General features: G+C 60.2%; 26 protein-coding genes and 1 tRNA gene. 6 read left to right on the top strand and 21 right to left on the bottom strand.

The genetic code is table 11. The features are described 5' to 3' along the window. Positions 1 to 3: 3 nt before the first annotated feature. From MWU53_RS09655 to MWU53_RS09685, 7 genes are all read right to left on the bottom strand, one after another. Complete coding sequence (locus tag MWU53_RS09655; RefSeq protein WP_247092779.1) at positions 4 to 924, bottom strand: AEC family transporter; 921 nt, start codon at positions 922 to 924, stop codon at positions 4 to 6. A 27-nt stretch (positions 925 to 951) separates the two neighbouring features. Beyond that, positions 952 to 2,979, bottom strand: coding sequence for an NADPH-dependent 2,4-dienoyl-CoA reductase (locus MWU53_RS09660; RefSeq protein WP_247092781.1), 2,028 nt, complete (start codon positions 2,977 to 2,979; stop codon positions 952 to 954). A 178-nt stretch (positions 2,980 to 3,157) separates the two neighbouring features. Then, complete coding sequence (locus MWU53_RS09665; RefSeq protein ID WP_247092783.1) at positions 3,158 to 3,643, bottom strand: DUF523 domain-containing protein; 486 nt, start codon at positions 3,641 to 3,643, stop codon at positions 3,158 to 3,160. Next, on the bottom strand, positions 3,640 to 4,020 hold the full coding sequence (locus MWU53_RS09670; RefSeq protein ID WP_247092786.1) for a hypothetical protein: 381 nt from the start codon (positions 4,018 to 4,020) through the stop codon (positions 3,640 to 3,642). Before MWU53_RS09670 ends, MWU53_RS09665 begins: the two co-directional genes overlap by 4 nt. A gap of 25 nt (positions 4,021 to 4,045) precedes the next feature. Beyond that, on the bottom strand, positions 4,046 to 4,819 hold the full coding sequence (locus tag MWU53_RS09675; protein WP_247092788.1) for a DUF6478 family protein: 774 nt from the start codon (positions 4,817 to 4,819) through the stop codon (positions 4,046 to 4,048). Positions 4,820 to 4,939: 120 nt separating this feature from the next. Further along, positions 4,940 to 5,173, bottom strand: a complete 234-nt coding sequence (locus tag MWU53_RS09680) for a hypothetical protein (RefSeq protein ID WP_247092790.1) — start codon at positions 5,171 to 5,173, stop codon at positions 4,940 to 4,942. A gap of 66 nt (positions 5,174 to 5,239) precedes the next feature. Then, the gene (locus MWU53_RS09685) at positions 5,240 to 5,467 is read right to left on the bottom strand and encodes a hypothetical protein (RefSeq protein ID WP_247092792.1); all 228 of its coding nucleotides are present in this window, start codon (positions 5,465 to 5,467) and stop codon (positions 5,240 to 5,242) included. Positions 5,468 to 5,805: 338 nt separating this feature from the next. On the opposite strand from MWU53_RS09685, the gene MWU53_RS15995 reads away from it, so the two are divergent. Genes MWU53_RS15995 through MWU53_RS09700 form a run of 3 tightly spaced genes read left to right on the top strand, consistent with a single transcriptional unit; the run spans position 5,806 to position 8,988 of the window. After that, positions 5,806 to 6,732, top strand: a complete 927-nt coding sequence (locus MWU53_RS15995) for a type II CAAX endopeptidase family protein (protein ID WP_247092794.1) — start codon at positions 5,806 to 5,808, stop codon at positions 6,730 to 6,732. Positions 6,733 to 6,763: 31 nt separating this feature from the next. Further along, the gene (accD, locus tag MWU53_RS09695) at positions 6,764 to 7,717 is read left to right on the top strand and encodes an acetyl-CoA carboxylase, carboxyltransferase subunit beta (protein WP_247092796.1); all 954 of its coding nucleotides are present in this window, start codon (positions 6,764 to 6,766) and stop codon (positions 7,715 to 7,717) included. Continuing rightward, a complete protein-coding gene (locus tag MWU53_RS09700) occupies positions 7,714 to 8,988 on the top strand; it encodes a folylpolyglutamate synthase/dihydrofolate synthase family protein (RefSeq protein WP_247092798.1) in 1,275 nt (424 codons plus the stop codon). The genes accD and MWU53_RS09700 overlap by 4 nt, the downstream gene beginning before the upstream one ends. Before the next feature lie 406 nt (positions 8,989 to 9,394). Here MWU53_RS09700 and zapE read toward each other — a convergent pair whose 3' ends face one another. After that, positions 9,395 to 10,480, bottom strand: a complete 1,086-nt coding sequence (gene zapE / locus MWU53_RS09705; RefSeq protein WP_247092800.1) for a cell division protein ZapE — start codon at positions 10,478 to 10,480, stop codon at positions 9,395 to 9,397. Between the two features lie 98 nt (positions 10,481 to 10,578). On the opposite strand from zapE, the gene MWU53_RS09710 reads away from it, so the two are divergent. Beyond that, positions 10,579 to 11,820: an MFS transporter gene (locus MWU53_RS09710; protein ID WP_247092802.1), complete on the top strand. Its 1,242-nt coding sequence runs from the start codon at positions 10,579 to 10,581 to the stop codon at positions 11,818 to 11,820. Between the two features lie 109 nt (positions 11,821 to 11,929). On the opposite strand, the gene MWU53_RS09715 is transcribed toward MWU53_RS09710, so the two are convergent. Further along, on the bottom strand, positions 11,930 to 12,388 hold the full coding sequence (locus MWU53_RS09715) for an Lrp/AsnC family transcriptional regulator (RefSeq protein ID WP_247092804.1): 459 nt from the start codon (positions 12,386 to 12,388) through the stop codon (positions 11,930 to 11,932). Between the two features lie 161 nt (positions 12,389 to 12,549). Here MWU53_RS09715 and ald point away from each other — a divergent pair, with 161 nt between their 5' ends. Further along, the gene (gene ald / locus MWU53_RS09720; protein WP_247092807.1) at positions 12,550 to 13,668 is read left to right on the top strand and encodes an alanine dehydrogenase; all 1,119 of its coding nucleotides are present in this window, start codon (positions 12,550 to 12,552) and stop codon (positions 13,666 to 13,668) included. A 126-nt stretch (positions 13,669 to 13,794) separates the two neighbouring features. On the opposite strand, the gene MWU53_RS09725 is transcribed toward ald, so the two are convergent. From MWU53_RS09725 to MWU53_RS09760, 8 genes are all read right to left on the bottom strand, one after another. After that, positions 13,795 to 13,871: transfer RNA gene (locus MWU53_RS09725), tRNA-Met, on the bottom strand. Between the two features lie 142 nt (positions 13,872 to 14,013). After that, a complete protein-coding gene (mscL, locus tag MWU53_RS09730; RefSeq protein WP_247092809.1) occupies positions 14,014 to 14,442 on the bottom strand; it encodes a large conductance mechanosensitive channel protein MscL in 429 nt (142 codons plus the stop codon). A 129-nt stretch (positions 14,443 to 14,571) separates the two neighbouring features. After that, on the bottom strand, positions 14,572 to 15,021 hold the full coding sequence (locus MWU53_RS09735; protein WP_247092811.1) for a YtoQ family protein: 450 nt from the start codon (positions 15,019 to 15,021) through the stop codon (positions 14,572 to 14,574). A 115-nt stretch (positions 15,022 to 15,136) separates the two neighbouring features. Further along, on the bottom strand, positions 15,137 to 17,533 hold the full coding sequence (gene pheT / locus MWU53_RS09740) for a phenylalanine--tRNA ligase subunit beta (RefSeq protein ID WP_247092812.1): 2,397 nt from the start codon (positions 17,531 to 17,533) through the stop codon (positions 15,137 to 15,139). Next, positions 17,533 to 18,132 carry a hypothetical protein gene (locus MWU53_RS09745; RefSeq protein WP_247092814.1) on the bottom strand — a complete coding sequence of 200 codons (600 nt, stop codon included), beginning with the start codon at positions 18,130 to 18,132 and terminating at the stop codon, positions 17,533 to 17,535. Before MWU53_RS09745 ends, pheT begins: the two co-directional genes overlap by 1 nt. Beyond that, positions 18,129 to 19,202 (bottom strand): phenylalanine--tRNA ligase subunit alpha, encoded by a 1,074-nt coding sequence (gene pheS / locus MWU53_RS09750; RefSeq protein ID WP_247092816.1) that lies wholly within the window; start codon positions 19,200 to 19,202, stop codon positions 18,129 to 18,131. Before pheS ends, MWU53_RS09745 begins: the two co-directional genes overlap by 4 nt. Before the next feature lie 70 nt (positions 19,203 to 19,272). Further along, a complete protein-coding gene (locus MWU53_RS09755; RefSeq protein WP_247092818.1) occupies positions 19,273 to 20,520 on the bottom strand; it encodes a DUF6596 domain-containing protein in 1,248 nt (415 codons plus the stop codon). Positions 20,521 to 20,526: 6 nt separating this feature from the next. Then, positions 20,527 to 20,877 (bottom strand): YciI family protein, encoded by a 351-nt coding sequence (locus MWU53_RS09760; protein ID WP_247092820.1) that lies wholly within the window; start codon positions 20,875 to 20,877, stop codon positions 20,527 to 20,529. Between the two features lie 195 nt (positions 20,878 to 21,072). Here MWU53_RS09760 and MWU53_RS09765 point away from each other — a divergent pair, with 195 nt between their 5' ends. After that, positions 21,073 to 21,408: a cupin domain-containing protein gene (locus MWU53_RS09765; protein ID WP_247092822.1), complete on the top strand. Its 336-nt coding sequence runs from the start codon at positions 21,073 to 21,075 to the stop codon at positions 21,406 to 21,408. Positions 21,409 to 21,425: 17 nt separating this feature from the next. Here the strand turns inward: MWU53_RS09765 and MWU53_RS09770 are convergent, their stop codons facing one another. The 4 genes from MWU53_RS09770 to MWU53_RS09785 all read right to left on the bottom strand — a co-directional run bounded on the left by MWU53_RS09770 (position 21,426) and on the right by MWU53_RS09785 (position 24,093). Further along, a complete protein-coding gene (locus MWU53_RS09770; protein WP_247092824.1) occupies positions 21,426 to 22,967 on the bottom strand; it encodes a hypothetical protein in 1,542 nt (513 codons plus the stop codon). 176 nt (positions 22,968 to 23,143) lie between these two features. Then, complete coding sequence (rplT, locus tag MWU53_RS09775; RefSeq protein ID WP_247092826.1) at positions 23,144 to 23,509, bottom strand: 50S ribosomal protein L20; 366 nt, start codon at positions 23,507 to 23,509, stop codon at positions 23,144 to 23,146. A 14-nt stretch (positions 23,510 to 23,523) separates the two neighbouring features. Next, a complete protein-coding gene (gene rpmI, locus MWU53_RS09780) occupies positions 23,524 to 23,724 on the bottom strand; it encodes a 50S ribosomal protein L35 (RefSeq protein ID WP_142851789.1) in 201 nt (66 codons plus the stop codon). Positions 23,725 to 23,856: 132 nt separating this feature from the next. Further along, entirely contained in the window at positions 23,857 to 24,093 is a 237-nt protein-coding gene (locus MWU53_RS09785) for a hypothetical protein (RefSeq protein WP_247092828.1), read from the bottom strand. Between the last annotated feature and the right edge of the window lie 24 nt (positions 24,094 to 24,117).

A 24,117-nucleotide genomic window follows, 5' to 3' on the forward strand; every position in this document is an offset into this window, starting at 1 on the left:
ACCCTAACGTAAGGTAAACACTACTTCGGCGATTGTTATCCAAAGGGGCAGGCTGAGGGCGGACAGCAAAGTCGTTTGTGCAATCAATGTGGCCACAAGACGGCGATCTGCCCCAAATGCGGACGCAAGCACATGTGCAGCCGACGCCGTTGGAAGCGCTGCGAACACCACCAGAACAGAGGCAACTCCGGGCGTCAGACCCAAGACAAGGCCGCAGGCAAGCGCAAAGGCAGGCAGAGCCACCAGTTTGATCGCTGAAATGGCGGCGCTGAACTGGTTCAATCGCGCCAGAGCCTTCCACTCCATCGTGGCCCCGATGGACAACAGCGCGACGGGAATGGCGGCTTTTGCCAACAACTCGAGCGGTGCAAGGATTGGTTGTGGGATCTGGATTTTCAGAAGGCCCACACACAGGCCCGACAGGCTGGCAAGAAGGAAAGGGTTCAGCGCGATCTTCTGAAGCGTCTGTTTCAGCCCCATCGCTCCACCACGCGACAGCGCACTGACCGCAAATAGGTTGGCGACGGGTACGCCCATGCCGACGGCCACGGCCATCTCGCCCAGACCGCCCTGCTGCAAGAGGCCCACGGCCACCAGCCCCAGCGCGGTGTTAAAGCGCCATGTGACCTGCCACGCGCCTGCAAAATCCAAAAAGCGCTCTGGCCCGATGCGGCGCGTCAGCCAGCCCAGAACCAGCCCCATCCCCAGAATTGCCCAGACCACGGGCGCCATGGTGATGACCTGTGCAATCTCGATCGGACGGCTGGCGGCGGCGACGAACAGAAGGGCGGGGAACAGGATCTCGAAATTCAGGCGATCCAGCCCCTGCCACGCGTTGTCAGACAGGCGCCCACGCACTAGCCCGCCCAGCCCTATCAGAAGGAAGCTGGGTAGAAGTCCCAAAAAGATCGACAGGAATAGCATGGGGCCTCCTTACAGGCCCCTACCAAATTAAAGCGAGGCCGCCAATCGCGATCCTTGGTCGATGGCCCGCTTGGCGTCAAGCTCGGCCGCGACATCTGCGCCGCCAATGATATGCGCGGCTATGCCTTTCTCGGCCAGCTGATCAAAAACTGTGCGCTCGGGCACTTGGCCCGCGCAAAGGATGATGTTGTCGGCCTCGATCACGCGCGGGTTCTCGCGCGCCTCGCCCGAGCTGACCATCAGCCCCTCGTCCGAGATGCGTTCGTAGTTCACGCCGCCCTGCATCTCGACGCCCTTCATTTTCAGGGTCGCGCGGTGGATCCAGCCGGTGGTTTTGCCCAGCCCCTTGCCCAGCGCCTGTGCCTTGCGTTGCAGCAACACGACCTGACGCGCAGGGGCTTCGGGTTTCGGACCTTCCGGGGCCAACCCGCCGCGCGCATCGCCCGGATCGGTCACGCCCCATTCGGCGAGCCATTCCTCGAGGTTCTCGGTTGGGCTGTCGCCCGCCTGTGTCAGAAACTCCGCAACATCAAAGCCGATGCCGCCAGCGCCAATGATGGCCACGTTCTTACCCACAGGCGCGCCGTGGCGCAGCACGTCAATATAAGACAGGACATTTGCACCGTCCTGCCCGTCGATCTGCGGATCACGCGGGGACACGCCGGTGGCGATCACCACCTCGTCGAAACCAATCAGATCGTCAGCAGACACCTCGCGCCCCAATTGCAGATCAATGTCCGAGGCCCGCACCATGCGGTCATACCAGTCGACCAGCCCGATAAACTCTTCCTTGCCGGGGATCTTCTTGGCCATGTTCAACTGCCCGCCCACCTGATCGGCGCGATCAAACAGCGTCACCTTATGGCCGCGTTCATCCGCGACCAGCGCGGTGGCCAACCCCGCCGGACCAGCGCCGACAATGGCGATGGATTTCGGCGTGTCGGTCAGGTCATAGCTGAGCTCGGTCTCGTAGCAGGCGCGCGGGTTCACCAGACAGGTCGAGATCTTGCCACCAAAGGTGTGATCCAGACAGGCTTGGTTGCAGGCAATACAGGGCGCGATTTCACCGGCACGATCCTCGGCCGCTTTCACGACAAAATCGGGGTCCGCCAAGAACGGGCGCGCCATCGACACCATGTCGGCGGCCCCGCCTGCCAGAACTTCTTCGCCAACATCGGGCGTGTTGATCCGGTTCGAGGTGATGACCGGGATCGACACCTGCCCCATCAGCTTTTTCGTCACCCACGTAAACGCCGCACGCGGAACCGAGGTGGCGATGGTCGGGATACGCGCCTCGTGCCAACCGATGCCGGTGTTGATGATGGTCGCGCCTGCGGCCTCGATTTCCTTGGCCAGTTGGATCACCTCGTCAAAGGTCGAGCCATTCGGGACAAGATCGATCATCGACAGGCGATAGATAATAATGAACTCGGGACCAACGGCGGCACGCACGGCCTTCACGACCTCTACGGCCAAACGCATACGATTTTCATAAGACCCGCCCCAACGGTCTTCGCGCTTGTTTGTGTGGGTCACAAGGAACTGGTTCAGGAAATAGCCTTCCGAGCCCATGACCTCGACCCCATCGTACCCAGCTTTCTTGGCGCGGGCGGCGGCGGTGGCGAAATCGTCGATCTGTTTCTGAATGCCTTCTTCGTCCAGCTCTTTCGGTGGGAAGGGCGAGATCGGGGACTTCACAGGGCTGGCCGAGACGCAGTTCGGGCCATAGGCATAGCGGCCCGCGTGCAGGATCTGCATGGCGATCTTGCCGCCCTCGGCGTGCACACGATCCGTAACTGTCTTGTGGTTGGCAATATCTTCGTCCGAGAACAGGCCAGCCGCACCGGGGAACACGCCGCCTTCTTCATTCGGGGACATCCCGCCCGTCACGATCAGGGCCGCACCGCCACGCGCACGGGTCGCATAGAACTCGGCCACGCGATTCCAATCGCCGCGCTCCTCAAGTCCGGAGTGCATCGACCCCATCAGCACACGGTTTTTCAACGTGGTGAAACCAAGATCGAGCGGGGCAAGAAGATGTGGGTAGCGGGTCATAGCGGTCCTCGGGCTGCCTGTTTCCAAGGATATTGACGTGCACGTAAAGCGCTGTCACCTGAAACGCTGCGTAACCTAGAGTGTTCGATCTTTTAATTCGATCACGACGTGACACGAATGTCCCGAGAACGCCGAAGCCGTGGCAGAGTATTCGTGTTTCAAGTCTAAGATCGACCACTCAGAAGTCGATCAGGGCTGCCAGCATGCCGATCTGTTCCGAAGAAAACACCTGCACCCCGGCCTGTGTCAGCGCCGCGGTCACGACTCCCATTCCGGCGCGCCGAACGCCGTCATGGTGGCCGCTATAGATCACATCGGTTCCGCAAGAGGGGCTGGCCTCGGTCAGAAGCGCGAATTTGCATCCGTGCTTCTGCGCCGTGACTACAGCGATCTTGGCGCCCTGCAAGAAAGCATCCGTCACGTCGCCACCATGCAGGTCCAGAATACGCCCCTGCCCCGACAGGACCGACGCACCATCATGGCCCGGTTCGATTTCGGCGGGCAGGCGTGGGACCGGCAGACCGCCCAGAAGCTCGGGGCAGATCGGATGCAGCCAGCCCCTCTCGGCCCAACGGCTTAGTCGTTCATCATCAAGCGTTTTCGCCGCCCCGTCATAGCGTACTTTCTGCCCCAGCAGGCACGCACTGACGAGGATCGAGGTCATGCGTCGTCACCCGCTTGGCAATGCCGACGGAAGGCCCGCTTCAGCATGTCGAGTTCCGAACGCAGAAGATCCATCTCAGCCCGGATGTCCGCTTGAAGCGGCTCGCCCGTGACAATCACGAAACTGTCCAGCGTCTGCCCGGTCGCTTTGTCCTGAATGACGAAGGTCTGGATGCCGTCGCCCAGCAGCGCGGCCGGGATCGGAACACGCACGTTGAACTGGCCGGGCTGGCCGTCCAGAGCGGTCACCTCGATCCCTGAAACCACCTGCGCCTGATGCATCACCTGAAGCGCGGGCGCGGCATCGACGGGCGCAGTCAGGACACCTTCCCAGATGCCTGCGTGAATGCGGGCTTTCTCAAGCGACATGTCAGCCATGAGTGCTCCTTCTCAACTGGTGGCCTTAAATCTCGGCACGGGGATAACGGTACAGTGTCAGATCGCGCAGCGTTATCTGGTTCATTTCAGGATCACCGAACACCAGATCCACCCACATTTTCTGCACCCGCTTTTCGTTCATCCCGGAATAAGCGAGGTCGAATTCGAACTGCGCGCTGCCGTTCCTAAGGGTTTGTTTGTCGGGCAACTGTTCGTGGTTCGGGCCGTGCTGGATGTTCAGACGCGCGAAGACGTCCATGGAGCGCTCGGACTCGGCAGTCACGGACAGGCGCACGATGTGGTTGCGATGCAGGCCGTCGGTTGCGGCCTCGGGAAGCTCGACCGCAAAGGACAGGAACGAACCTTCGAAGCCAAACACCTCGAGCGACACGCCAAACGGGGCAAGGTCCGCTTCGCGCGTGTTGCGCACCTGGCGGACGGCGACCTCGGCCAGGGGGCAATCGTGAAACAGCTTCACCTCGTCCCCGAAGGGCGTCGCGTTTTTGATCGACGCCACGCCGGATGGCTCTAGCGGACCACGCCACGCTTCCGGGCGGTACGCCCAATCGGAATGCAGCGGCTTTTGAAACGTATTCGACCCCAACGCGGGCAGGGCCAAGCGGCTGTCAGCGGTGTAGAGCACCTGATCCAACTGCTGTCGCAACTGCCGGGCCCGCACACGTGCGTTCCGTAGCGCGGGCTTATCGACAGCCCCCGCATCGCGCGCCGCGCGCGCCCAACGGCGCAGCGCGCGGCGGTCGGCCAAGCGATCCGAAAGCGAGGTAATCCAGCTTTGCATGTCTGTGTCTCTGCCCGTTCTGGTGGTGATCAGGTGTCAGGATGGCCGCACTTAATCAGATAATCGTTAATTTCGCAATTTGCGAAAAGTTGACGCCGCGCCACCGACACCAACGCGGTTTCAGGGGTTGGCCTTTTCGATCGCCGCGATGAATTTATCCAACTGCGCCAGACCATTGCGCTGATCAAGCGGATGCTCTGTGAACCCGGTGACGCTGGCGACGACAAGTTTGTCACCAACCGGCAGGAACGCACGCCATGTCGTGTCCGACAAGGATTCCGGACGATTATCCGAGCTGTCGTGCGTCAGCACTTTCACCACGCCCGACGCGGTCTTCAGGTCCAGAACGGTCACGGTGCTGGCATCGCCCGAGCGGCTGAGCGCGGCACGACCAGCGGTGCTTTCCAGAAAGCGGCGCGCCTACGCCGTCAACGCGGCTGGATCCTTGTCGGCCACGGCTGCGCCAGCAGGCTGGTCTGTCACGCTTGCCGCCAGAAAAGCAGGGGACTTGGGGCTGGGATCGGCAGCATTGCGCGTCAGGGCTGCGCAGGCGCCGAGCGGCACGAACGCCCCCGACGTCTGATCCCGCAGCGAACTGACATCGACGCAATATCCCTTGGGCGCGGCGATGGTTACAGCCCCGGACATGACCGTCCGCCGCCGCACCAAATCGCGCGACGCCGATGGCGCTTGCTTTGAAAACAAAGGGCTGTTTCGGATGTCATCTGACTTGGCGCCTCCGAAACAGCCAGCAAGGGCCGCGGTCAGGGCAGCCCCCACCACCCAACGTATGTGATGCCTGAAAACTCCGGCTTTTCGACTACTTAACACCTACACACTCAACCCTGCACAATTTCTGGTTCCCTTCTGATCGGATAGCAACTCTGAGCGGCAGGGCGCAAGTCACGGAAAACCTGATTGTCCTTTTCGGCGATCCACGACACATTTGTCGGGACTATCCAGTTGAAGTGTACAGGAGCCGTCCCGTGACCCCCGCCCCCCAGTCTTACTTCTGGTCCGCTGCGCAGCACTCCTGCCAGATCTGGCGGTCCGTTCTTGGCTTCACCCTGATCCACGTGGTCTTTTTCGCGGCCACCTTTGCGATATTCATGGGCGGCGCGTGGCTGATTGACAAAGATCCCGCCACCATCCTGGACGGGGCAACCCCAACACATACAGCGATCTTCTTTCTGACCTTCTTGGGCTATCACCTTGGCCTGTGGCTGGTCGTACGGTTTCTGCACAAACGCAGTTTTCTGACCCTCTTTGGCCCGCAGAAACGCGTGCTTTGGCGACAGTTCCGCATCGGCATCCTGATCGCTTTAGGGATCAGCTTTGCCGCCGGCCTGCTGCAAATGTTCGAACCGCTCCTCATCGCGCCGCAAGATCAGACCCAGCTTGAACGCAACCTGCCAACGCGCGAATGGCTGCTGATCCTTATCCCCGCCCTGATTCTGATCTTCATCCAGATTTTCGCCGAGGAACTGGTTTTTCGCGGCTATATGCTTCAACAACTCCGCGCCCGGTTTCAGTCGGTCTGGATCTGGGCGGTCCTACCCTCGGTCGCCTTCGGCCTTCTGCACGCGGACCCCTCTACCTGGGGCATCAACGCGGTGTTTTATGTCATCCACACCAGCGTCGTGGGCATCGTACTAAGCTTCGTGACACTCCGCACCGGCAATATCGGCGCCGCCGCCGGTCTGCACTTCGGCAACAACATGTCGATGGTGCTGATGGGCAATGCGGGAAGTTTGGATGGTTTTTCCCTTTTCGTGGCCGAGGTCGATCTGATGGGATGGACCACGTCGGCCTCGGTGATGCTGCAAACCGTGCTGGTTCTGGTCGCATTTGTAATCTGGTGGAAGCTCACGCAGCGGCAAGCCCCAATTGCAAATGCCGTCAAGGCAGACTAACTAAGGCCAAACGCAACAAGGAAGTCTGGCGATGAACTGGATCTCGAACTACGTCCGCCCCCGCATCAACTCGCTTTTTTCGCGACGCGAGGTGCCGGAAAATCTGTGGACCAAATGTGGTGAATGCGGAACCATGCTGTTCCACCGCGAATTTGCCGAGAACCAGAATGTCTGTACCAGCTGCGATCATCACATGGCGATCACGCCGCGTGAGCGCTTTATGCATCTGTTTGACGGCGGCATCTTCACCGAGGTGGACGTCCCCGCCCCGATCGACGATCCGCTGCAGTTCAAAGACCAGAAGAAATATCCCGAGCGTATGAAGTCCGCCCGCAAGGGCACCGGCGAACGCGAAGCGATGCTGGTGGCGGAAGGCGAAATCGGCCGCACCCCGATCATCGCGGCGGCGCAGGATTTCAGCTTCATGGGCGGCTCGATGGGCATGTATGTGGGCAACGCAATCATTGCGGCTGCCGAACGTGCCGTGGCTCTGAAACGTCCGCTGGTGCTGTTCTCGGCCGCAGGTGGCGCGCGGATGCAGGAAGGCATCCTGTCGCTGATGCAGATGCCGCGCACCACGGTTGCCGTGCAGATGCTGAAAGAGGCGAACCTGCCCTATATTGTTGTTCTGACCCACCCGACCACGGGTGGCGTGACGGCCTCCTACGCGATGCTGGGCGACGTGCATATTGCCGAACCCAACTCCCTGATCTGCTTTGCAGGCCCGCGCGTGATCGAACAGACTATCCGTGAAAAACTGCCCGAGGGCTTCCAGCGCGCTGAATACCTGTTGGATCACGGCATGCTGGACCGCGTGACGCACCGCAAGGACATGAAGGACGAGCTGGTGACGATTCTGCGCATGCTGACCGGCCAACCGCCTGCAGTGATGGGCGATCTGCCGAAGCCCGAGCCGGAAGCTGAAGCCGAACCGGCTCAGACCGAAGAGGTGTCCGCAGACGCCGAAAAGGCTGACAAAGCGTGAGCGCCCAAGGCTCGGACGTCATCCTTGACCGGATGATGTCGCTGCACCCGAAAATCATCGACCTGACGCTTGATCGTGTTTGGCGGCTTCTGAAGGCCGTGGGCAACCCGCAGGACAAGCTGCCTGCCGTGATCCATCTGGCGGGCACGAACGGCAAGGGCTCGACCCAAGCGATGATCCGCGCGGGGCTTGAGGGCGCGGGCAAGGCGGTGCACGCCTATACCTCGCCGCATCTGGCGCGTTTCCACGAACGCATCCGCCTGGCGGGCGAGCTGATCAGCGAAGACGCCCTGAGTGAGGTGTTGGACCGCTGCTATGCCGCCAATGGCGGCGAGAACATCACATATTTCGAGATCACGACCGTCGCTGGCCTGATGGCCTTTGCCGAAACGCCAGCCGATTACACCTTGCTGGAAACCGGGCTGGGTGGACGGCTGGACGCGACCAACGTGGTCGAGAAACCCGCGCTGACCGTGATCACCCCGATCTCGATCGACCACACACAGTTTCTGGGCGAAACCCTGCCCGAGATCGCGGGCGAGAAAGCCGGCATTCTGAAACGCGGTGTGCCCTGCGTGGTTGGCCCGCAGAAAGACGAAGCGCTCGAGGTGATCGAGGCGCGCGCCGCCAAGCTGGGCTGCCCGCTGTTCGTACATGGTCAGCACTGGCATTTCTGGGAAGAACGTGGCCGCCTGATTTTCCAAGACGAAAACGGGCTACTGGATCTGCCCCTGCCCGCCCTGATCGGCCCGCACCAAATCGAAAACGCTGGCGCCGCAATTGCCGCGCTGCGCGTTCTGGGCTTTGACGAAGCTGCCTGTGAAGCCGCGATGCGCGACGTCACATGGCCCGCACGGATGCAGCGTCTGAAAACCGGCCCGCTGATCAACGCTGCGGGTGACGCCGAGCTGTGGTTGGACGGCGGTCACAACCCGGCAGCGGGCGAGATGCTGGCAGGCGTTCTGGCCGATCTGCCCAAGCGGCCAACTCATCTGATCTGCGGGATGCTGAACACCAAAGACATCGCGGGCTATCTGCGCCCCTTGGCAGGCGTGGCCGACAGCCTGACCGCCGTGTCCATCCCTGACGAGCCCAACACCCTTCCTGCCGAGACCACGGCGGATGAGGCCACAAAAGTCGGGATGACGGCGCGCACCGCAGACACGGTCGAGGCTGCAGTCACCACCATCACGAAAGCCGATCCGCAATCACGCATCCTGATTTGCGGATCCTTGTATCTGGCGGGCGCAATCCTGCGCGAAAACGGCTGAGATAGCGACTTTCACAGGCGTGATCACAAAATTAATTTTGCGCGGTCACGCCCGATCGCTTCAAGAACACGAGTCAAACCCCGGAAAAGAATCACTTTTTTGCCCGATTCGCGAATCGGTAGTGATTCTATGTAAAACATTGACGGTTTAAGGGGTTAGCGCCTATAAATAGAGTATTCTATAGGCAAAGTCCGCATGAAGTGGACGGCTTATCGAGCAGTACATTTCGCCGGGGCGGCAAAGTGATTCGCACGGGGCAAGAATTATCCATGCCCTTGTGATCACAAAATTACATCGTGACTCTTTGCCTAACCCAGCGGCGCTTCGGGGTATTCCGACCCCATCCGAGTTAGGCAGGCAGGTGAAAACCTGAGGGGTCGCAGACGCGCGGCCCCTCGTCACGCCGCTAGACGTCCATTCCCCAGTCTTTATCCTGCATCTCGCGCAAGCGACTGGCCGTGCGTTCGAACTCGAACGAGCCTTCCCCTTCGACATACAGCATTTCCGGCAGAGCCGCAGCGGATGCGATCAGACGAACTTTGGCCTCGTAAAGCGCGTCGATCAGCGTCACAAAGCGCTTCGCCTCGTTGAAGTTCTGACGGCTCAGGCGCGGGATGTCTTCCAGCACCAGCAGCTTCACCGCATTGGCGACGGTCAGATAGTCACCCGGCCCAAGCATCGCACCACACAGATCGTGGAACCGTGCGCGCGCGGCGCCATTGCGATAGGCGGGCAACACGACCTCGCGCCCTTTGACGGTCAGGACAAGCGGCTCGGCCTGCCCGCCCGTCATATCCTTCCACAGCGCATCAATCGCCTGACGCGCATCGGCGTTCGCGGGGCTGAAATAAACCTGCTCGCCTGCCAGACGGTCTTGGCGATAGTCATTCGGGCTGACCAGTTCATGCACCACCATCTGATCTTTCAAAAGCGCGATGAAGGGCAGGAACAGTTGGCGGTTCAGCCCGTGCTTATACAGCTCATCAGGGTGGCGGTTCGATGTGGTGACAACAACGACGCCCGCTTCAAACAGCTTTTCGAACAATCGCCCGACGATCATAGCGTCGGTGATGTCGGTGATTTGCATTTCGTCAAAAGCAAACAGTTTCACATCGGCGGCGATCTTCGCGGCGACCGGCGCCAGCGGATCATCTACACCGGTCTTGCGCGCTGCGTTCATGCCCTCGTGCACTTCCTGCATGAAGGCGTGGAAATGCACGCGACGGGCTGCAGTGTTCTCAAGACTATCGACAAAAAGATCCATCAGCATCGACTTGCCACGCCCTACCCCGCCCCAAAGATAAAGACCCTGCGGAACGTCTTCGGGCTTGGAATGAAACAGCCCGCCCAGAATGCCGCGCTTGCGCTTGGGGGCAGCGTCCAGATGTTCGCGGATGTCCTCAAGGCCCGGCAGGCAGGCCTCTTGCGCGGGGTCACGGGTAATCTCGCCGGATTGGGCAAGGGCATCATAGGTTTGGATCAAGTTCGCCATGAGTGACAGATAAAACGCCGCGTCACATAAAGAAAGGTTAAGTGGCACATCAAAAAGCAAGAATTGACGCAGTGCGGCAATTGTCTGACATTGTGTGAATGACTGAGACGCGCGCACCCCTTATCACCCCGGTCCTTGTGGCTGGTTGCCTTATCATCCTGATCAGCTTTGCGATCCGGGCCAGCTTCGGTGTGTTCCAGATCCCGATTGCCACCGAATTCAACTGGCCGCGTGCCGAGTTTTCGCTGGCGATTGCGATCCAGAACCTTGCCTGGGGCATTGGGCAACCCATCTTCGGCGCGATTGCCGAGAAGATTGGGGACCGTAAGGCCATCATCATGGGCGCGATCATCTATGCAGTCGGGCTTGTGGCAAGCTCGATGGCTGTCACGCCGGAAGCGCATCAGATGCTTGAGGTATTGGTGGGCTTCGGCATTGCGGGCACCGGGTTTGGCGTCATTCTGGCTGTCGTGGGACGCGCTTCCAGCGACGAGAACCGCTCGATGTCACTGGCGATTGCCACCGCTGCCGGGTCCGCCGGTCAGGTCTTTGGCGCGCCGTTGGCGGAATACCTGCTGAGCTTCATGACATGGCAAAACGTCTTCGTGGTCTTTGCCGCGGCCATTTTGGCCACGCTGGCATTGCTGCCGCTGATGAAGACAGAACCCCTGGCCAGCAAGTCCGAGCTGGAAGAGAGCATGGGGCAGATCCTGATCAAGGCGTTCAAGGATCCCAGCTATACCCTGATCTTTCTGGGCTTCTTTTCCTGCGGATATCAGTTGGCCTTCATCACCGCCCACTTCCCCGCCTTCGTGACCGAGATGTGCGGCGCCATAGATCCGTCGGGCACGCTGGCGGCGGTTGGGGTCTCGACGACCTCGGCATTGGGGGCGATTTCTATTTCGTTGATTGGGTTGGCGAATATCGCGGGTACGCTGTTTGCGGGTTATCTGGGCAAGACCTATTCGAAGAAGTACCTGCTGGCGGCGATCTATACTGGGCGCACGATTGTGGCGGCCTTGTTCATCCTGATGCCGATCACGCCGACCTCGGTGATCATCTTCTCGATCGCGATGGGATCGCTGTGGCTGGCAACCGTCCCACTGACCTCGGGCCTTGTCGCGCATATCTATGGGCTGCGGTACATGGGGACGCTCTATGGCATCGTCTTCTTCTCGCACCAGTTGGGCAGCTTCCTGGGTGTCTGGCTGGGGGGCCGGATGTATGACGCGTTTGGCGACTACACGATGGTTTGGTGGATCGGTGTGGGGGTCGGGGCGTTTTCGGCCATTGTGCATTTGCCGGTGAAAGAGCAGCCTTTGTCGGCGCGTACAGCCTAGGCTTTGGTGGCTCACTGCGTGAGCCTGAAGGGCGCTGCCCCTTGCATGAGTTTCCTTCGGAAATTCATGCTACCCCGGGATATTTATGACAAGAAAATGCGGGGGCGTATTAGACGGGCAGCGCCGTGGTTTTGAACACCGTGCGTAGGGCAAAGCTGGATTGCATGCCTTGAACGCCGGGTAGACGGGCAAGGTATTGGCGGTGGATGCGCGCGAAATCTTCGGTGTCTTGGGCGACAACTTTTAGCAAATAGTCCGCCGTGCCTGCCATCAGGTGGCATTCCAAAACGTCCGGCACGCGCGCGACCTCGCGTTCGAAGGCGTCCAGCACCTCGTCGGCCTGACCGGACAAGGTAATCTCGACAAAGACCGTGGTCGGGCAATTCAGTTTGCGGGCATCCAGAAGGGCCACGTAGTTTTTGATGAAGCCCTCGGCCTCGAGCCGTTGCACGCGTCGATGGCAAGCAGATGGGGACAGGTTCACCTTCTCGGACAGTTCCGCGTTCGAGATGCGACCTGTGCGCTGCAAGGCTCGTAGGATGCGACGATCCACACTATCAAGTTCCATTTTCGATCACATTCCTTGCGCTGTTTGCGCCATCAGCGCAGATTTCTTCGAAAAAACATATCCGCAACGCCACATCTTTTCAAAGCAATTGCATCGGAACACCCCCAAGATCAATGGAAGAGAGAGATATTCTCAGCGCCAGGGAGAAGGAGGACACCCCCATGCTGATCGGATGCCCAAAAGAGATCAAGCCACAGGAATTTCGCGTCGGATTGACGCCCGCCGCTGCCGGCGAGGCCATCGGACGCGGTCATTCCGTCATCGTCGAAACCAATGCCGGGATGGGCGCTGGGTTCTCGGATGACGATTACCGCGCCATTGGCGCCACTGTTCTGGACACGGCGGAAGAGATTTTCGCCAAGGCCGACATGATTGTGAAGGTGAAAGAGCCGCAGGCCGTAGAGCGCAAGATGCTGCGCGAAGGTCAGCTTCTGTTCACCTATCTGCATCTGGCCCCGGATCCCGACCAGACCCATGACCTGCTGGCCTCGGGCTGTACCGCGATTGCGTACGAGACCGTGACCGACAGAAATGGTGGCCTGCCCTTGCTGGCCCCGATGTCCGAGGTTGCAGGGCGTCTGGCCCCTCAGGTGGGGTCGTGGACCCTGCAGAAGGCCAATGGCGGCCGTGGCGTCTTGATGGGCGGCGTTCCCGGCGTTGGTCCGGCCAAAGTCGTCGTAATCGGTGGCGGTGTCGTCGGCACCCATGCAGCCAAGATCGCCGCTGGCATGGGCGCGGATGTGACCGTGCTGGATCGCTCGCTGCCGCGTCTTCGCTATCTGGATGACGTCTTTGGTGGCACCTTCAAGAATCAGTATTCGACCGCTGCGGCCACCGCAGAGCTGGTCCAGCAGGCTGACATGGTCATCGGTGCTGTTCTGATCCCGGGCGCTGCCGCACCCAAGCTGATCAGCCGTGCGCAGCTTTCGACAATGAAGCCGGGCGCCGTACTGGTGGATGTTGCCATCGACCAAGGTGGCTGCTTCGAGACCTCGAAGGCAACCACCCACGCCGACCCGATCTATGAGGTCGACAACGTGATGCACTATTGCGTGGCCAACATGCCGGGCGCGGTTGCGCGCACCTCGACCATCGCGCTGGGGAACGCCACCCTGCCCTTCATGCTGTCGCTGGCTGATAAGGGTTGGAAAGAGGCCTGCGCCGCCGATCCGCACCTGCTGAACGGCCTTAACGTACACGCCGGCAAGCTGACCTATGCGGCTGTGGGTGAAGCCCTTGGTCTGGACAGCATCACCGGACAAGACGCGCTGAACATCTGATCCTCCCTTCCCAGATATCACGCATTGAAAGCCCCGCCATTGTGCGGGGCTTTTATTTTGGCGCCTGAATGTCCTGAAACGAAAGAAGCCCTGCTTTTGACAGCAGGGCTTACTTCAAGATTGAGATGGTAGCGTGGGGCGGACTTGAACCGCCGACCCCAGCATTATGAGTGCTGTGCTCTAACCAGCTGAGCTACCACGCCATCTCATATCGGAGGTCCGAATATTCTGGCACGCTTCCAGTGTCAAACGAAAAACGCCAGAAATTCGAAAACCCGGGCAGAAATTTCAAACAAAAGGGCGCCGGGTTTTCCGACGCCCATTCGCGGTCCAATTCGGCCCGTTTTATTTCTTCAAAGCGTCGCGAATCTCGGTCAGCAGATCCAGTTCGCTGGGGCCTGCGGGGGCCTCTTCCACGGCCTCCTCTTCCTTCTCGGCGGCTTCTTTCGCCTTATTGACCATCTTCACCAGCATGAAGACCACCCACGCGATGATCAGGAAGTTGATTACGGCCATGATGAAGGCGCCATAGGCGAATACGGATGCGCCTGCCTCGCGCGCAGCTTCAAGCGAGGAACCCGCAGCCACGTCGCCCGCCAGAACGGCGAACTTGTTGGTGAAATCCACGCCGCCGGTGAACAGACCAATGATTGGGTTGATAAGGTCGTCGACCATAGATTTGACGATCGCGGTAAAGGCGGCGCCGATGATGATACCAACGGCCATGTCCATGACATTGCCCTTGGCGATGAAATCTTTGAATTCTTTAAGCATACTATCCCCGTATGTTTCATGATCGCGCAACCTGCGTGATCCCGTTCGCATTAGACATAATAATACACGGAGTCCGTGCGTTTTGCTGGGGAAAATTCACGCGCGTGTCACCGCAAACTGACGTCTGGGTCAGCTTGGGAGGGTGCCGTTCAGTACATAGGCCAGGATCTCGACCACTTGCGCAGGCTCGCGGGCGACCGCAAGTGCGGCTGCGTCGACCTCTTTCAAGGCGTGGTCATGTTCGGGCATCTGCAGGATGATCAGCGACTTACCCTTGGCGGCGGCATATCCCGCGTCGAAGGCCGCGTTCCACTGGCGGTACTTCTCGCCAAAGCGAACGACGACAACGTCGGCGTCCTCGATCCCCTTCCGGGTGCGGATGGCATTGATCATCGCGCCTTTGTGGTCGTGCCAGTATTTGTTGGGCTCTTCGCCCAAAATGGCCACACCGCAATCGTCCGAGGCATCATGATCCGTCACAGGGGCCGAAAAAGTAACATCCAGATCCTTGGCGCCGTCGATGATCTGCTCGCGCCAGTCGGTGTGGATTTCGCCGGAAAGATAGACGGAAAGTGTCATAGGAAGTCCTTTCATCCCCAGACGTTAGGCACGCGACCGCACGGGTGGGCGTGGAACACGCCCGCCATGGGGCGGGCGGGCGTGTGCCGGGCCGCAAAGCGCCCCGGCGAAAGATTTAGCCGCGCAGGCTGCCGCCCGTGGCCTTCTCAACCTTCTGGACGATCTTCTGACTGACAGCCTCGATGTCCTTGTCGGTCAGGGTCGCGTCACGCGGCTGCAGGCGCACGGTGATGGCGAGGGATTTCTTCCCCTCACCCAGCGATCCGCCGATGAATTCGTCAAAGACGTTCACATCGGTGATCAGCGCCTTGTCGGCGCCAGCCGCAGCGTTCACCAGATTGATGGCTTCCACATCGGCGTCCACCACGAAGGCAAAGTCACGCTCGACCGGTTGCAGGTCCGATGCGCCCAGCGCCGCGCGGCCCGCACCTTTGGCTTTCGGGAACGGTACTTTCGCCAGATGCACGGCGAAGGCCACAACGGGGCCTTTCACGTCCATCTCGGCGATGGTTTTCGGGTGCAACTCGCCGAACGCGCCAAGGATGTTTTTCGGTCCCAGACCCAGCTTGGCCGAACGACCCGGATGCCACCACGCGTTCATGTCGCGCACATAGGTCAGCTTGGCCGGCGCACCGATGGCAGCCAGAACGGCCTCGACATCTGCTTTGGCGTCATAGGTATCCACAGGGCGACGTGCGCCGAAACGGTCGCGCGGGCCGGTGTGACCGACGAGGATCCCGGTGACCATCTGTTCGTACTCATCCGGCTCGCCGCCGCTGAACACAGGGCCAACCTCGAACAGGGCCAGATCCATGAAACCACGCGCTTGGTTGCGGGCGGCGGCTTGCAGCAGACCGGGCAGCAGCGACGGGCGCATGTGGCTCATCTCGGACGAAATGGGGTTCGCCAAGGCCACGTTGTCACCGCCAGTGCCGAAGCGTTCAGCACTTGCCTGATCAATGAAGCTGTAGGTCACGCATTCGTTGTAGCCCAGCGCCGCCACGGTGCGCCGCGCAATGCCTTCGCGCTTTTGCATCGGGGTCAGGATCGCTTTCGGCACACCCACATGGCTGCGCGGAAGGGGCTTGCCGACCAGCTTGGTCAGGGACGCCACACGGGCCACTTCCTCGACCAGATCGGCCTCGCCCAGCACGTCGGGGCGCCACGACGGCACATGCGCCATGTCACCGTCGATGGTGAAGCCCAGCGCGGTCAGCGTCTTGCGCTGCTCATCCGCCGGGATGTCCATCCCCACCAGCGACTGCACGCGGTCGGTGTCGAGCTTGTAGGCGCGGCTCACGTCCGGCACTTCGCCAGCCACCACAACGTCCGATGCCTCACCGCCGCAGAGATCAAGGATCATTTGGGTCGCGGCTTCGATCGCCGGGGCGTTATATTCCGGGTCAATGCCGCGTTCGTTGCGGTAACGCGCGTCCGAGTTGATCTTCAGCGCGCGGCCGGTTTTCGCGATCTGGATCGTGTCCCAGACAGCGGCTTCAAGAAAGACATTGGTGGTCTCAAGGGTCGCACCCGTGGGCAGACCGCCCATGATGCCCGCAATCGATTCCACGCCTTCCGCGTCCGAGATCACAACGGCGCCCTCGGGGAAGGTGTATTCCTTCTCGTCCAGACCAACCAGCGTCTCGCCACCCTTCGCGCGATGCACGCGCAGGTCGCCTTTGACCTTGTCCGCGTCAAACACGTGCAGCGGGCGGTTCATGTCGTAGGTGAAGAAGTTGGTCACATCGACAAGGGCCGAGATCGGGCGCAGGCCAACCGCTTTCAGACGCGCCTGAAGCCACGCAGGCGACGGGCCGTTCTTCACGCCTTTGATCAGACGGCCCATGAAGACGGGCGCATCATCGCGGGTGTCGTCATCAATGGTTACGTTGATTGGGCTGGGGCCGTTGCCCTCGACCTTATGCTCTTTCAAAGGCTTCAGCGTGCCCAAACCTCGGGCAGCCAAGTCGCGCGCAATGCCGCGCACGCCCAGCGCGTCGGGGCGGTTCGGCGTGATGGCGATCTCGATCACCGGGTCGACCTTCTCGGGGTCATTGGCGGCGAGCCAATCGACGAACTTGTCGCCCACTTCGCCCGAGGGCAGCTCGATAATGCCGTCATGCTCGTCCGACAGCTCCAGCTCGCGCTCGGAGGCCATCATGCCGTGGCTTTCCACGCCGCGGATTCTGCCGACCGAGAGCGTCACGTCGATGCCGGGCACATAGTCGCCGGGCTTGGCGAGCACCACGGTGATGCCCTCGCGCGCATTCGGCGCACCACAGACGATCTGCTTTTCGCCCTCGTTGGTTTCAACGGTGCAGACGCGCAGACGGTCGGCGTCGGGGTGCTTTTCAGCCGATTTGACCTTGGCAATGGTGAAGGCACCCAGACGGTCCATGGGGTTGAAGATATCCTCAACCTCGAGCCCCAGATCGGTGCAGGCCTCGGCGATTTCGTCAACCGAGGCTTCGGTGTCGAGGTGGTCTTTCAGCCAGGAGATGGTGAATTTCATTAGTTCTTCTCCAGTCGAGCAATCGGATTTAAGTGACGTTCGATAAGTTGCACAGCGTCCGCTACGGACTGCCCCAATTCATCACGATCCGAAAAACTGCCATACATATCATGCCTTAGTTTGATTTTGTGGTCGCGCTCTTCGAGTGTCCGTGCTCCGACATCGTCGCGGATGTAGTCAGCGAGCAACTCAATTGCGATTGCCACTCTTTGACGAGCCTTGAAAAGCAGCTCAACGGCACCGTCCACTTCCTTGTCGCCGATTACAGCTCGCACTCTGATCTGAGCGTCTCTGAGGCTCTTGAAAAGATCATTATATTTCACGATGCGTTCGTATCGCCGCTGGTAGGCATATAGTTTGTCGCCCGCTTTATCCTTCGGGATAGAGTCCATGGGATTTCTAATATCGCGCAGCGCATCATCTACGTTATGTGCTAGTGCAACAAGCTCCTCCGCCACCTCTGAGCGTCGTAGCTGCCGAGCGGTTCTGCGTGCCTCATTCAACTTTGAGTTCGCACCGAATAAACCCACAACCACCGCCACGGCACCAACAGCCGCTGCAATTGCATTTATCCAATCCGGGATTGAGGGGTCACTCAACGCGACAACCCCCCACGCATGGTCGGCACGTCCAGCGAGCTGAAACCATAGTGGCGCAGCCAGCGCAGGTCGCTGTCAAAGAAGGCGCGCAGGTCGGGGATGCCGTATTTCAGCATGGCCAGACGGTCGATGCCCAGACCGAAGGCAAAGCCCTGCCACTCGTCAGGGTTCACGCCCGCCGCCGACAGCACTTTCGGGTGCACCATGCCGGAACCGAGGATTTCCATCCAGTCGTCGCCCTCGCCCAGTTTCAGGGTGCCGCCTTCCCACGAGCAGCGGATGTCGACTTCTGCCGACGGCTCGGTGAAGGGAAAATGTGACGCGCGGAAGCGCAGTTCGATGCCGTCGATTTCAAAGAAGGCGCGGCAGAACTCTTCCAGCGTCCATTTCAGGTTCGCCATCGAGATGTCTTTGTCGATCGCCAGCCCCTCGACCTGATGGAACATCGGGGTGTGGGTCTGGTCGTAATCCGAGCGATAGACGCGGCCCGGTGCAATCACGCGGATCGGCGCGCCGGTCTTCTCCATCGCGCGGATTTGCACGGGCGATGTGTGGGTGCGCAGCACGTGCGGCGGGCGGTTGTCGCCCTCGTCACGGTGCATATAAAAAGTGTCGAACTCCTGCCGCGCGGGGTGGTGCGGCGGGATGTTCAGGGCGTCGAAGTTGTACCAATCGCTTTCGATCTGCGGACCTTCCGCAACCGAGAAACCCATGTCGCCGAAGATGGCCGAGATTTCCTCGGTCACTTGGCTGATCGGGTGGATCGTGCCTTGGCGCGCGGGGCGGCCCGGCAGGGTGACGTCCAGCCATTCGGTGCGCAGACGTTCGTCAAGTGCTGCATCGGCCAGCCCGGATTTCTTGGCGGCAATGGCCGAGTTGATCTCGTCCTTCAGCGCGTTCAGCTTGGGGCCAGCCACTTGGCGTTCCTCGGGCGTCATCTTGCCCAGCTCGCGCATTTTCAGCGCGACTTCGCCCTTTTTGCCGACCGCCTGCACGCGGATATCTTCCAGCGCCGCTTCGTCAGCGGCCCCACCGATTGCGTCCAGATATTTTGTTCTGAGCTCGTCCATCTCGGTCCCTTTGCTTCGCACCGCTTCCAGCTAGCGAATAGAGGGCAAAATGGCAAGCGGGGGAAGGGGTTCAGGGCGCGTTCAATGCGTGAAGGCGGCTTTCAAGGAACGCTGCCTGCGCGGGGGCGTCCGACAGGGCGATGGCGGCGCGATAGCTTTCGGCGGCGTCGCGGTCGCGCCCAAGGCGTGCCAGAAGATCAGCACGACAGGCGTGGAACGGTTGATAGCGGGCGAATTTGCCTTCCGCTTCGACCGAGTTCAGTAGGGACAGACCGGCCTGTGGGCTATCTGCATAAGACAGCGCCACGGCTTGATTGATCCGCAAAACCGGGTTGGGCTGGCGCGTATAAAGCACGTCATAGAGCGCCACGATCTGCGCCCAGTCGGTCGACGCAAAATCGGCGGCCTGCGCGTGTACTGCGCTGATCGCCGCCTGAAGCGCGTAAGGACCGGCAGGACCCATGGTCAAAGTGGTTTCGACCAACGCCAGCCCCTCGGCGATCTTGGCGCGGTCCCATCGGGCGCGGTTCTGAAGTTCCAGCGGGATAAACGCCCCGCCCTGCCCTTGCCGCGCCAACCTGCGGCTTTCGCCAAGCAGCATCAGGGCCAGAAGGCCATGTGCCTCGGCATGATCGGGAAGCAGACCCGTCAAAATGCGCCCAAGCCGGATCGCTTCGGCCACCAGATCGCCGCGGGTCAGCTGGCCGTCAGACGCTTGATAGCCTTCGTTGAAGATCAGATAGATGACGCGCAACACGGTGTCGGTGCGGTCGTGCAGATCCTCGGGCTCGGGCAGTTTGAAGGGGATGCCGGCACCCGCGAGCTTTTTCTTGGCACGGGTCAGGCGGGCGGCCATCGCGTCGGTTTTGTCCAGAAACGCGCGGGCAATCTCGGCGGTCGTCAGCCCGCCCAGCGCGCGCAGAGTAAGCGCCACGCGGGACTTTTCTTCAAGCGCGGGGTGACAGCAGGTATAGATCAGCTCCAGCCGGTGGTCGGTGATCAGCATCGGCGTATCCTCGGGGTCGCTTTGGTGCTGCTCTAGCCAAAGGGTCAGTTCGGCTGCATTTCGGGTCGCGGTGGCGGTTCGGCGCAGACGATCCAACGCCTTGCGCTTCGCGACCGAGATCATCCACGCATCTGGATGGCGTGGTGCGCCCTTCGTGGGCCAGACCTCGAGCGCTTTGATAACCGCATCCTGCAAGCTGTCCTCGGCCAGCGCGTAATCACCAATCGAGGACACAAGCGCCGACAGGATGCGCCCCCAGTCTTCACGGATCAACCGCGTGATCAGCGTTTGAGCTTCAACCGGGGGCAGCATGTGGGATCAGTCGAAAACCATGATCGGACGGACTTCCACCCGGCCATATTTCGCATCCGGGATCTTGGCGGCATATTTCAGCGCCTCGTCCAGATCCTTGCAGTCGAGGATATAGTAACCGCCCAGCTGCTCCTTGGTTTCGGCAAAGGGGCCGTCCACGACCTCGGTCTTGCCGTCCCGCATGGATACGGTGGTGGCGGTCGCCACGGGATTAAGGGCGTTGCCCCCAACCATCACACCTGCGTCCTGCACTTCCTGCGTGTAGTCCACATAGGCCTGCATATAGGGGCCAAATTCGTCGGTGCCGGGCTGCGGGCCGTTATCCTCGGCATTATAAATCAAACAGATATATTGCATCGGTTTTCCTTTCGTCTGTTGGGAAAGGTCTATGCCTTTCTGTGTACCAGACGTTTGAAGATCGGCAAAATCGACATCGCCCCGAGATTTTTTCACTCTGCCCCAATTGATCTGAAGAAGCTAAAAACAGACTGAAGACCCAAAATCGTGTAGATACTAGCCCCTTATGGAACATTTTACACAGAAGGATTCATTTTGCCCTTTCCTGATTTCATAAAAGAATTACCCAGCATCGACGTTCCGTTCCCCGAAGATGTGGTGCAAACGGCAGTTGTGCGATCAGACCATGGTTTGGTTGCCTTCTTCACATTCCTCAAAGACATGGAGCTTCCGCCGCATTCACACGGGCCGCAATGGGGCACGGTTGTCGAAGGCGAGATCGAGCTGACCATCGGCGGCGAGACACGAACCTACAGGGCAGGCGACAGTTACAACATCCCGGCAGGCGTCGTGCATGGCGGACGGATTAAGGCTGGAACACGTGCTATCGACGTCTTTGCCGAGGCGGATCGATACCCAATCAAGGAATAGCGGCCAGTTCGCCGCCCCTAGGGACACACCCGCGTGTAATAAAGGAACCGCAGCGGGTTTGGTGCCTCTTCGCCCCTTGCGGCAAGATATTCTGAATAATGGACCGGTTCGATCACTTGCTGGTAGCATCGGGCAAACTCGGGCAGGTTCTCCAGCTCCTTCCCTGACAGAAACCAAGCCTCGGCGACATTGACGCCGTGGGCTGGGCCGATGATGATCCGGTCGGGCGCGCGGGACAGCACGTAGACGCCGTCCCCCTTGGCGTGACCCGGCCAGCTTTGGCGCTCGGTCAAGATCGGAACATTCTTGCGTTTGGCAATCACCGGATCATTCAAGCCCAGCATGTCGATGAAGGTGCGGTTCTGGCCGGCGAAAAAGGGGGTCGCCCCCGCCGTATTCAAGGCAATCGTGATGCCTTCCGGCCAAGTGTTATTGATGTGATGGCCAATAATCTCGCCGAAATGGGCGGCGTGATCCCGCGTTTTCGGAGGCTCAACCAAAGCCACGATCAAAGTCGCAAGGACCGATGTTCCGACAACGATATTCCGTGTCTGCAACTCCGTTGCGGTCAAGCATGCCAGAAGCAACAGGGCCAGCGGCGCAAGCAACGGCACCAGCATCCGCGCCCACGGCATGTGGTCGCCCCCGGCCCAACAGATGTAGAGCAGCTGCATGACCGTCGCACACAGCAGGAACTTCACGGCCGGGGTCGACCCCGCCGTTTTCCGCAGGATGACCACAGCGCCCAAGGCAATGCCCAAGGTCGGGATCGTCACCAGCATGTCGGACAGATACTCGGCACCGTTCAGAAGCTTTTCCGACAGGGGCAGATCGGCTTTGGCATAGAACGTCAGGGGGAAGAGCTCACCATAAATCTGCCAGCGGATCCCCATTTGAAGGAACGAGACCGCCGCCGGGATGCCAACGACGATTGTGGCCCCCATCACGCGGGCAGATTTGGTGCCGGACCCGGCCACCAGCAGCCCAAGCCCCGACCCCGCAATAAACACAGACGCATCCAACCGCGTCAGCACGGCCAGCGCATAGGCGATGGCTGCCAACAGCAACAGTCCGGTGTGGGGTCGGCGCAGATAAGTCAGCAATGCGGCCACGCCGCTGGCAAGGAGCGCCGCGACGACCACCGCCTCAAGCCCGCCGAGCACCCAGAGCGCAATCGGGGTCGAACCCGCAACCGTCAACACGGTCAGCCCTCGCCCCAGCCGGTTTTCCCGGCCCGGCAGCACCGCACGCGCCGCGACAGCCGTCATCACCAGCAAGACGAAAACCGCGATGGCATTCACCATTTGCGCCGCGGCAACCGCCGAGGCGCCAAGCCGCATGACCCAGCCTGTCAGCACCACGTGCAGCAAGCTGGTATAGCCCTCGGCCCATTCGCCGGGATTCCACTGGATCAAGCCGGTTTCCGCAAAGGTCCGTGCATAGCGCAGGGTGATATAGGCATCATCGTGAAAAAAGCCGCTGTGCTTGGACAGAAGATAGGCCAGCACGGCCAGCGCAACAATCACCGCAAGACTGTCGCCTGATATGCGTCTCAACATAGATGCGCCTATAAATGCATTAACTACTTGCAACCTAGCGCGAAAGCTTCGCCCCGCAATGATAAGTTGATCTTTTCGCCCACTTCCGGCGGTCTCAGCGGCAAAATCGCACCATCAAACGAAAAAGCCGCGAAGGTTCCCCCTCGCGGCTTTCGAATTCTTTGCTGTGATCAGGCTTAGGCAGCCAGAGCAGCCTGTGCTTTTTCAACGATCGCGCCGAATGCTTCGGGCTCGTGAACGGCCAGGTCGGCCAGAACCTTACGGTCCACTTCAACGCCAGCCAGGTTCAGGCCGTTGATGAAGCGCGAGTATGTCAGGCTTTCGTCATGCGAACGGACAGCAGCGTTGATACGCTGGATCCACAGCGCACGGAACTGACGCTTGCGGTTCTTACGGTCACGGGTTGCATACTGGTTCGCCTTGTCGACGGCCTGACGGGCAACTTTGAAGTTGCTCTTACGACGGCCGTAATAGCCTTTAGCGGCCTTGACGACTTTACGGTGACGGGCGTGGGTTGTGGTTCCACCTTTAACGCGGGACATATCAGTATCTCCTCTTAGCGGTCGTAGGGCATGTAGCCCTTGACGATCTTAGCGTCGGGGGCGGACAGAGCGGACGTACCGCGTGCGTTGCGGATGAATTTCTTCGTCCGTTTGATCATTCCGTGCTGTTTACCAGCCTGGGCTCCGATGACCTTGCCGGTCGCGGAAACCTTAAAGCGCTTCTTGGCGCTCGATTTGGTCTTCATCTTGGGCATTTTCGTCTCCAAACAAAGGTTACGTTGATGCACGGCGGGCATGCCACATTAGCCCACACGCACATGAAGTTGGCCGTATAGGGGCAGATCGCGCGACTCGCAAGCGTTTTTTCTGGGGAAATCGGCTTCGGATCAGGCGCCCAGATAGGCAACGTAGTGGCTGATCACCGCGTCAATGACCTGTGGGATTGTACTGATCGAATAGGCGTTGGGTTTGGCGCTGATCGCAACCACGATCAGCCCCCCACCAATCAGCAACATGAGACCCGGAATGCGAGGTGTCTGCCCACGCCGAAACGCGCCCAGAATTGCTGGAATTGCCAGTACCAGAATAAAAAGCCCGGCAACAAAAAAGGTATCATACGTCACGCAAGAACCTCCTTCAAACTCAGC

The sequence above is a fragment of the Aliiroseovarius sp. S1123 genome (genome assembly GCF_023015885.1).
GTDB lineage: Bacteria > Pseudomonadota > Alphaproteobacteria > Rhodobacterales > Rhodobacteraceae > Aliiroseovarius.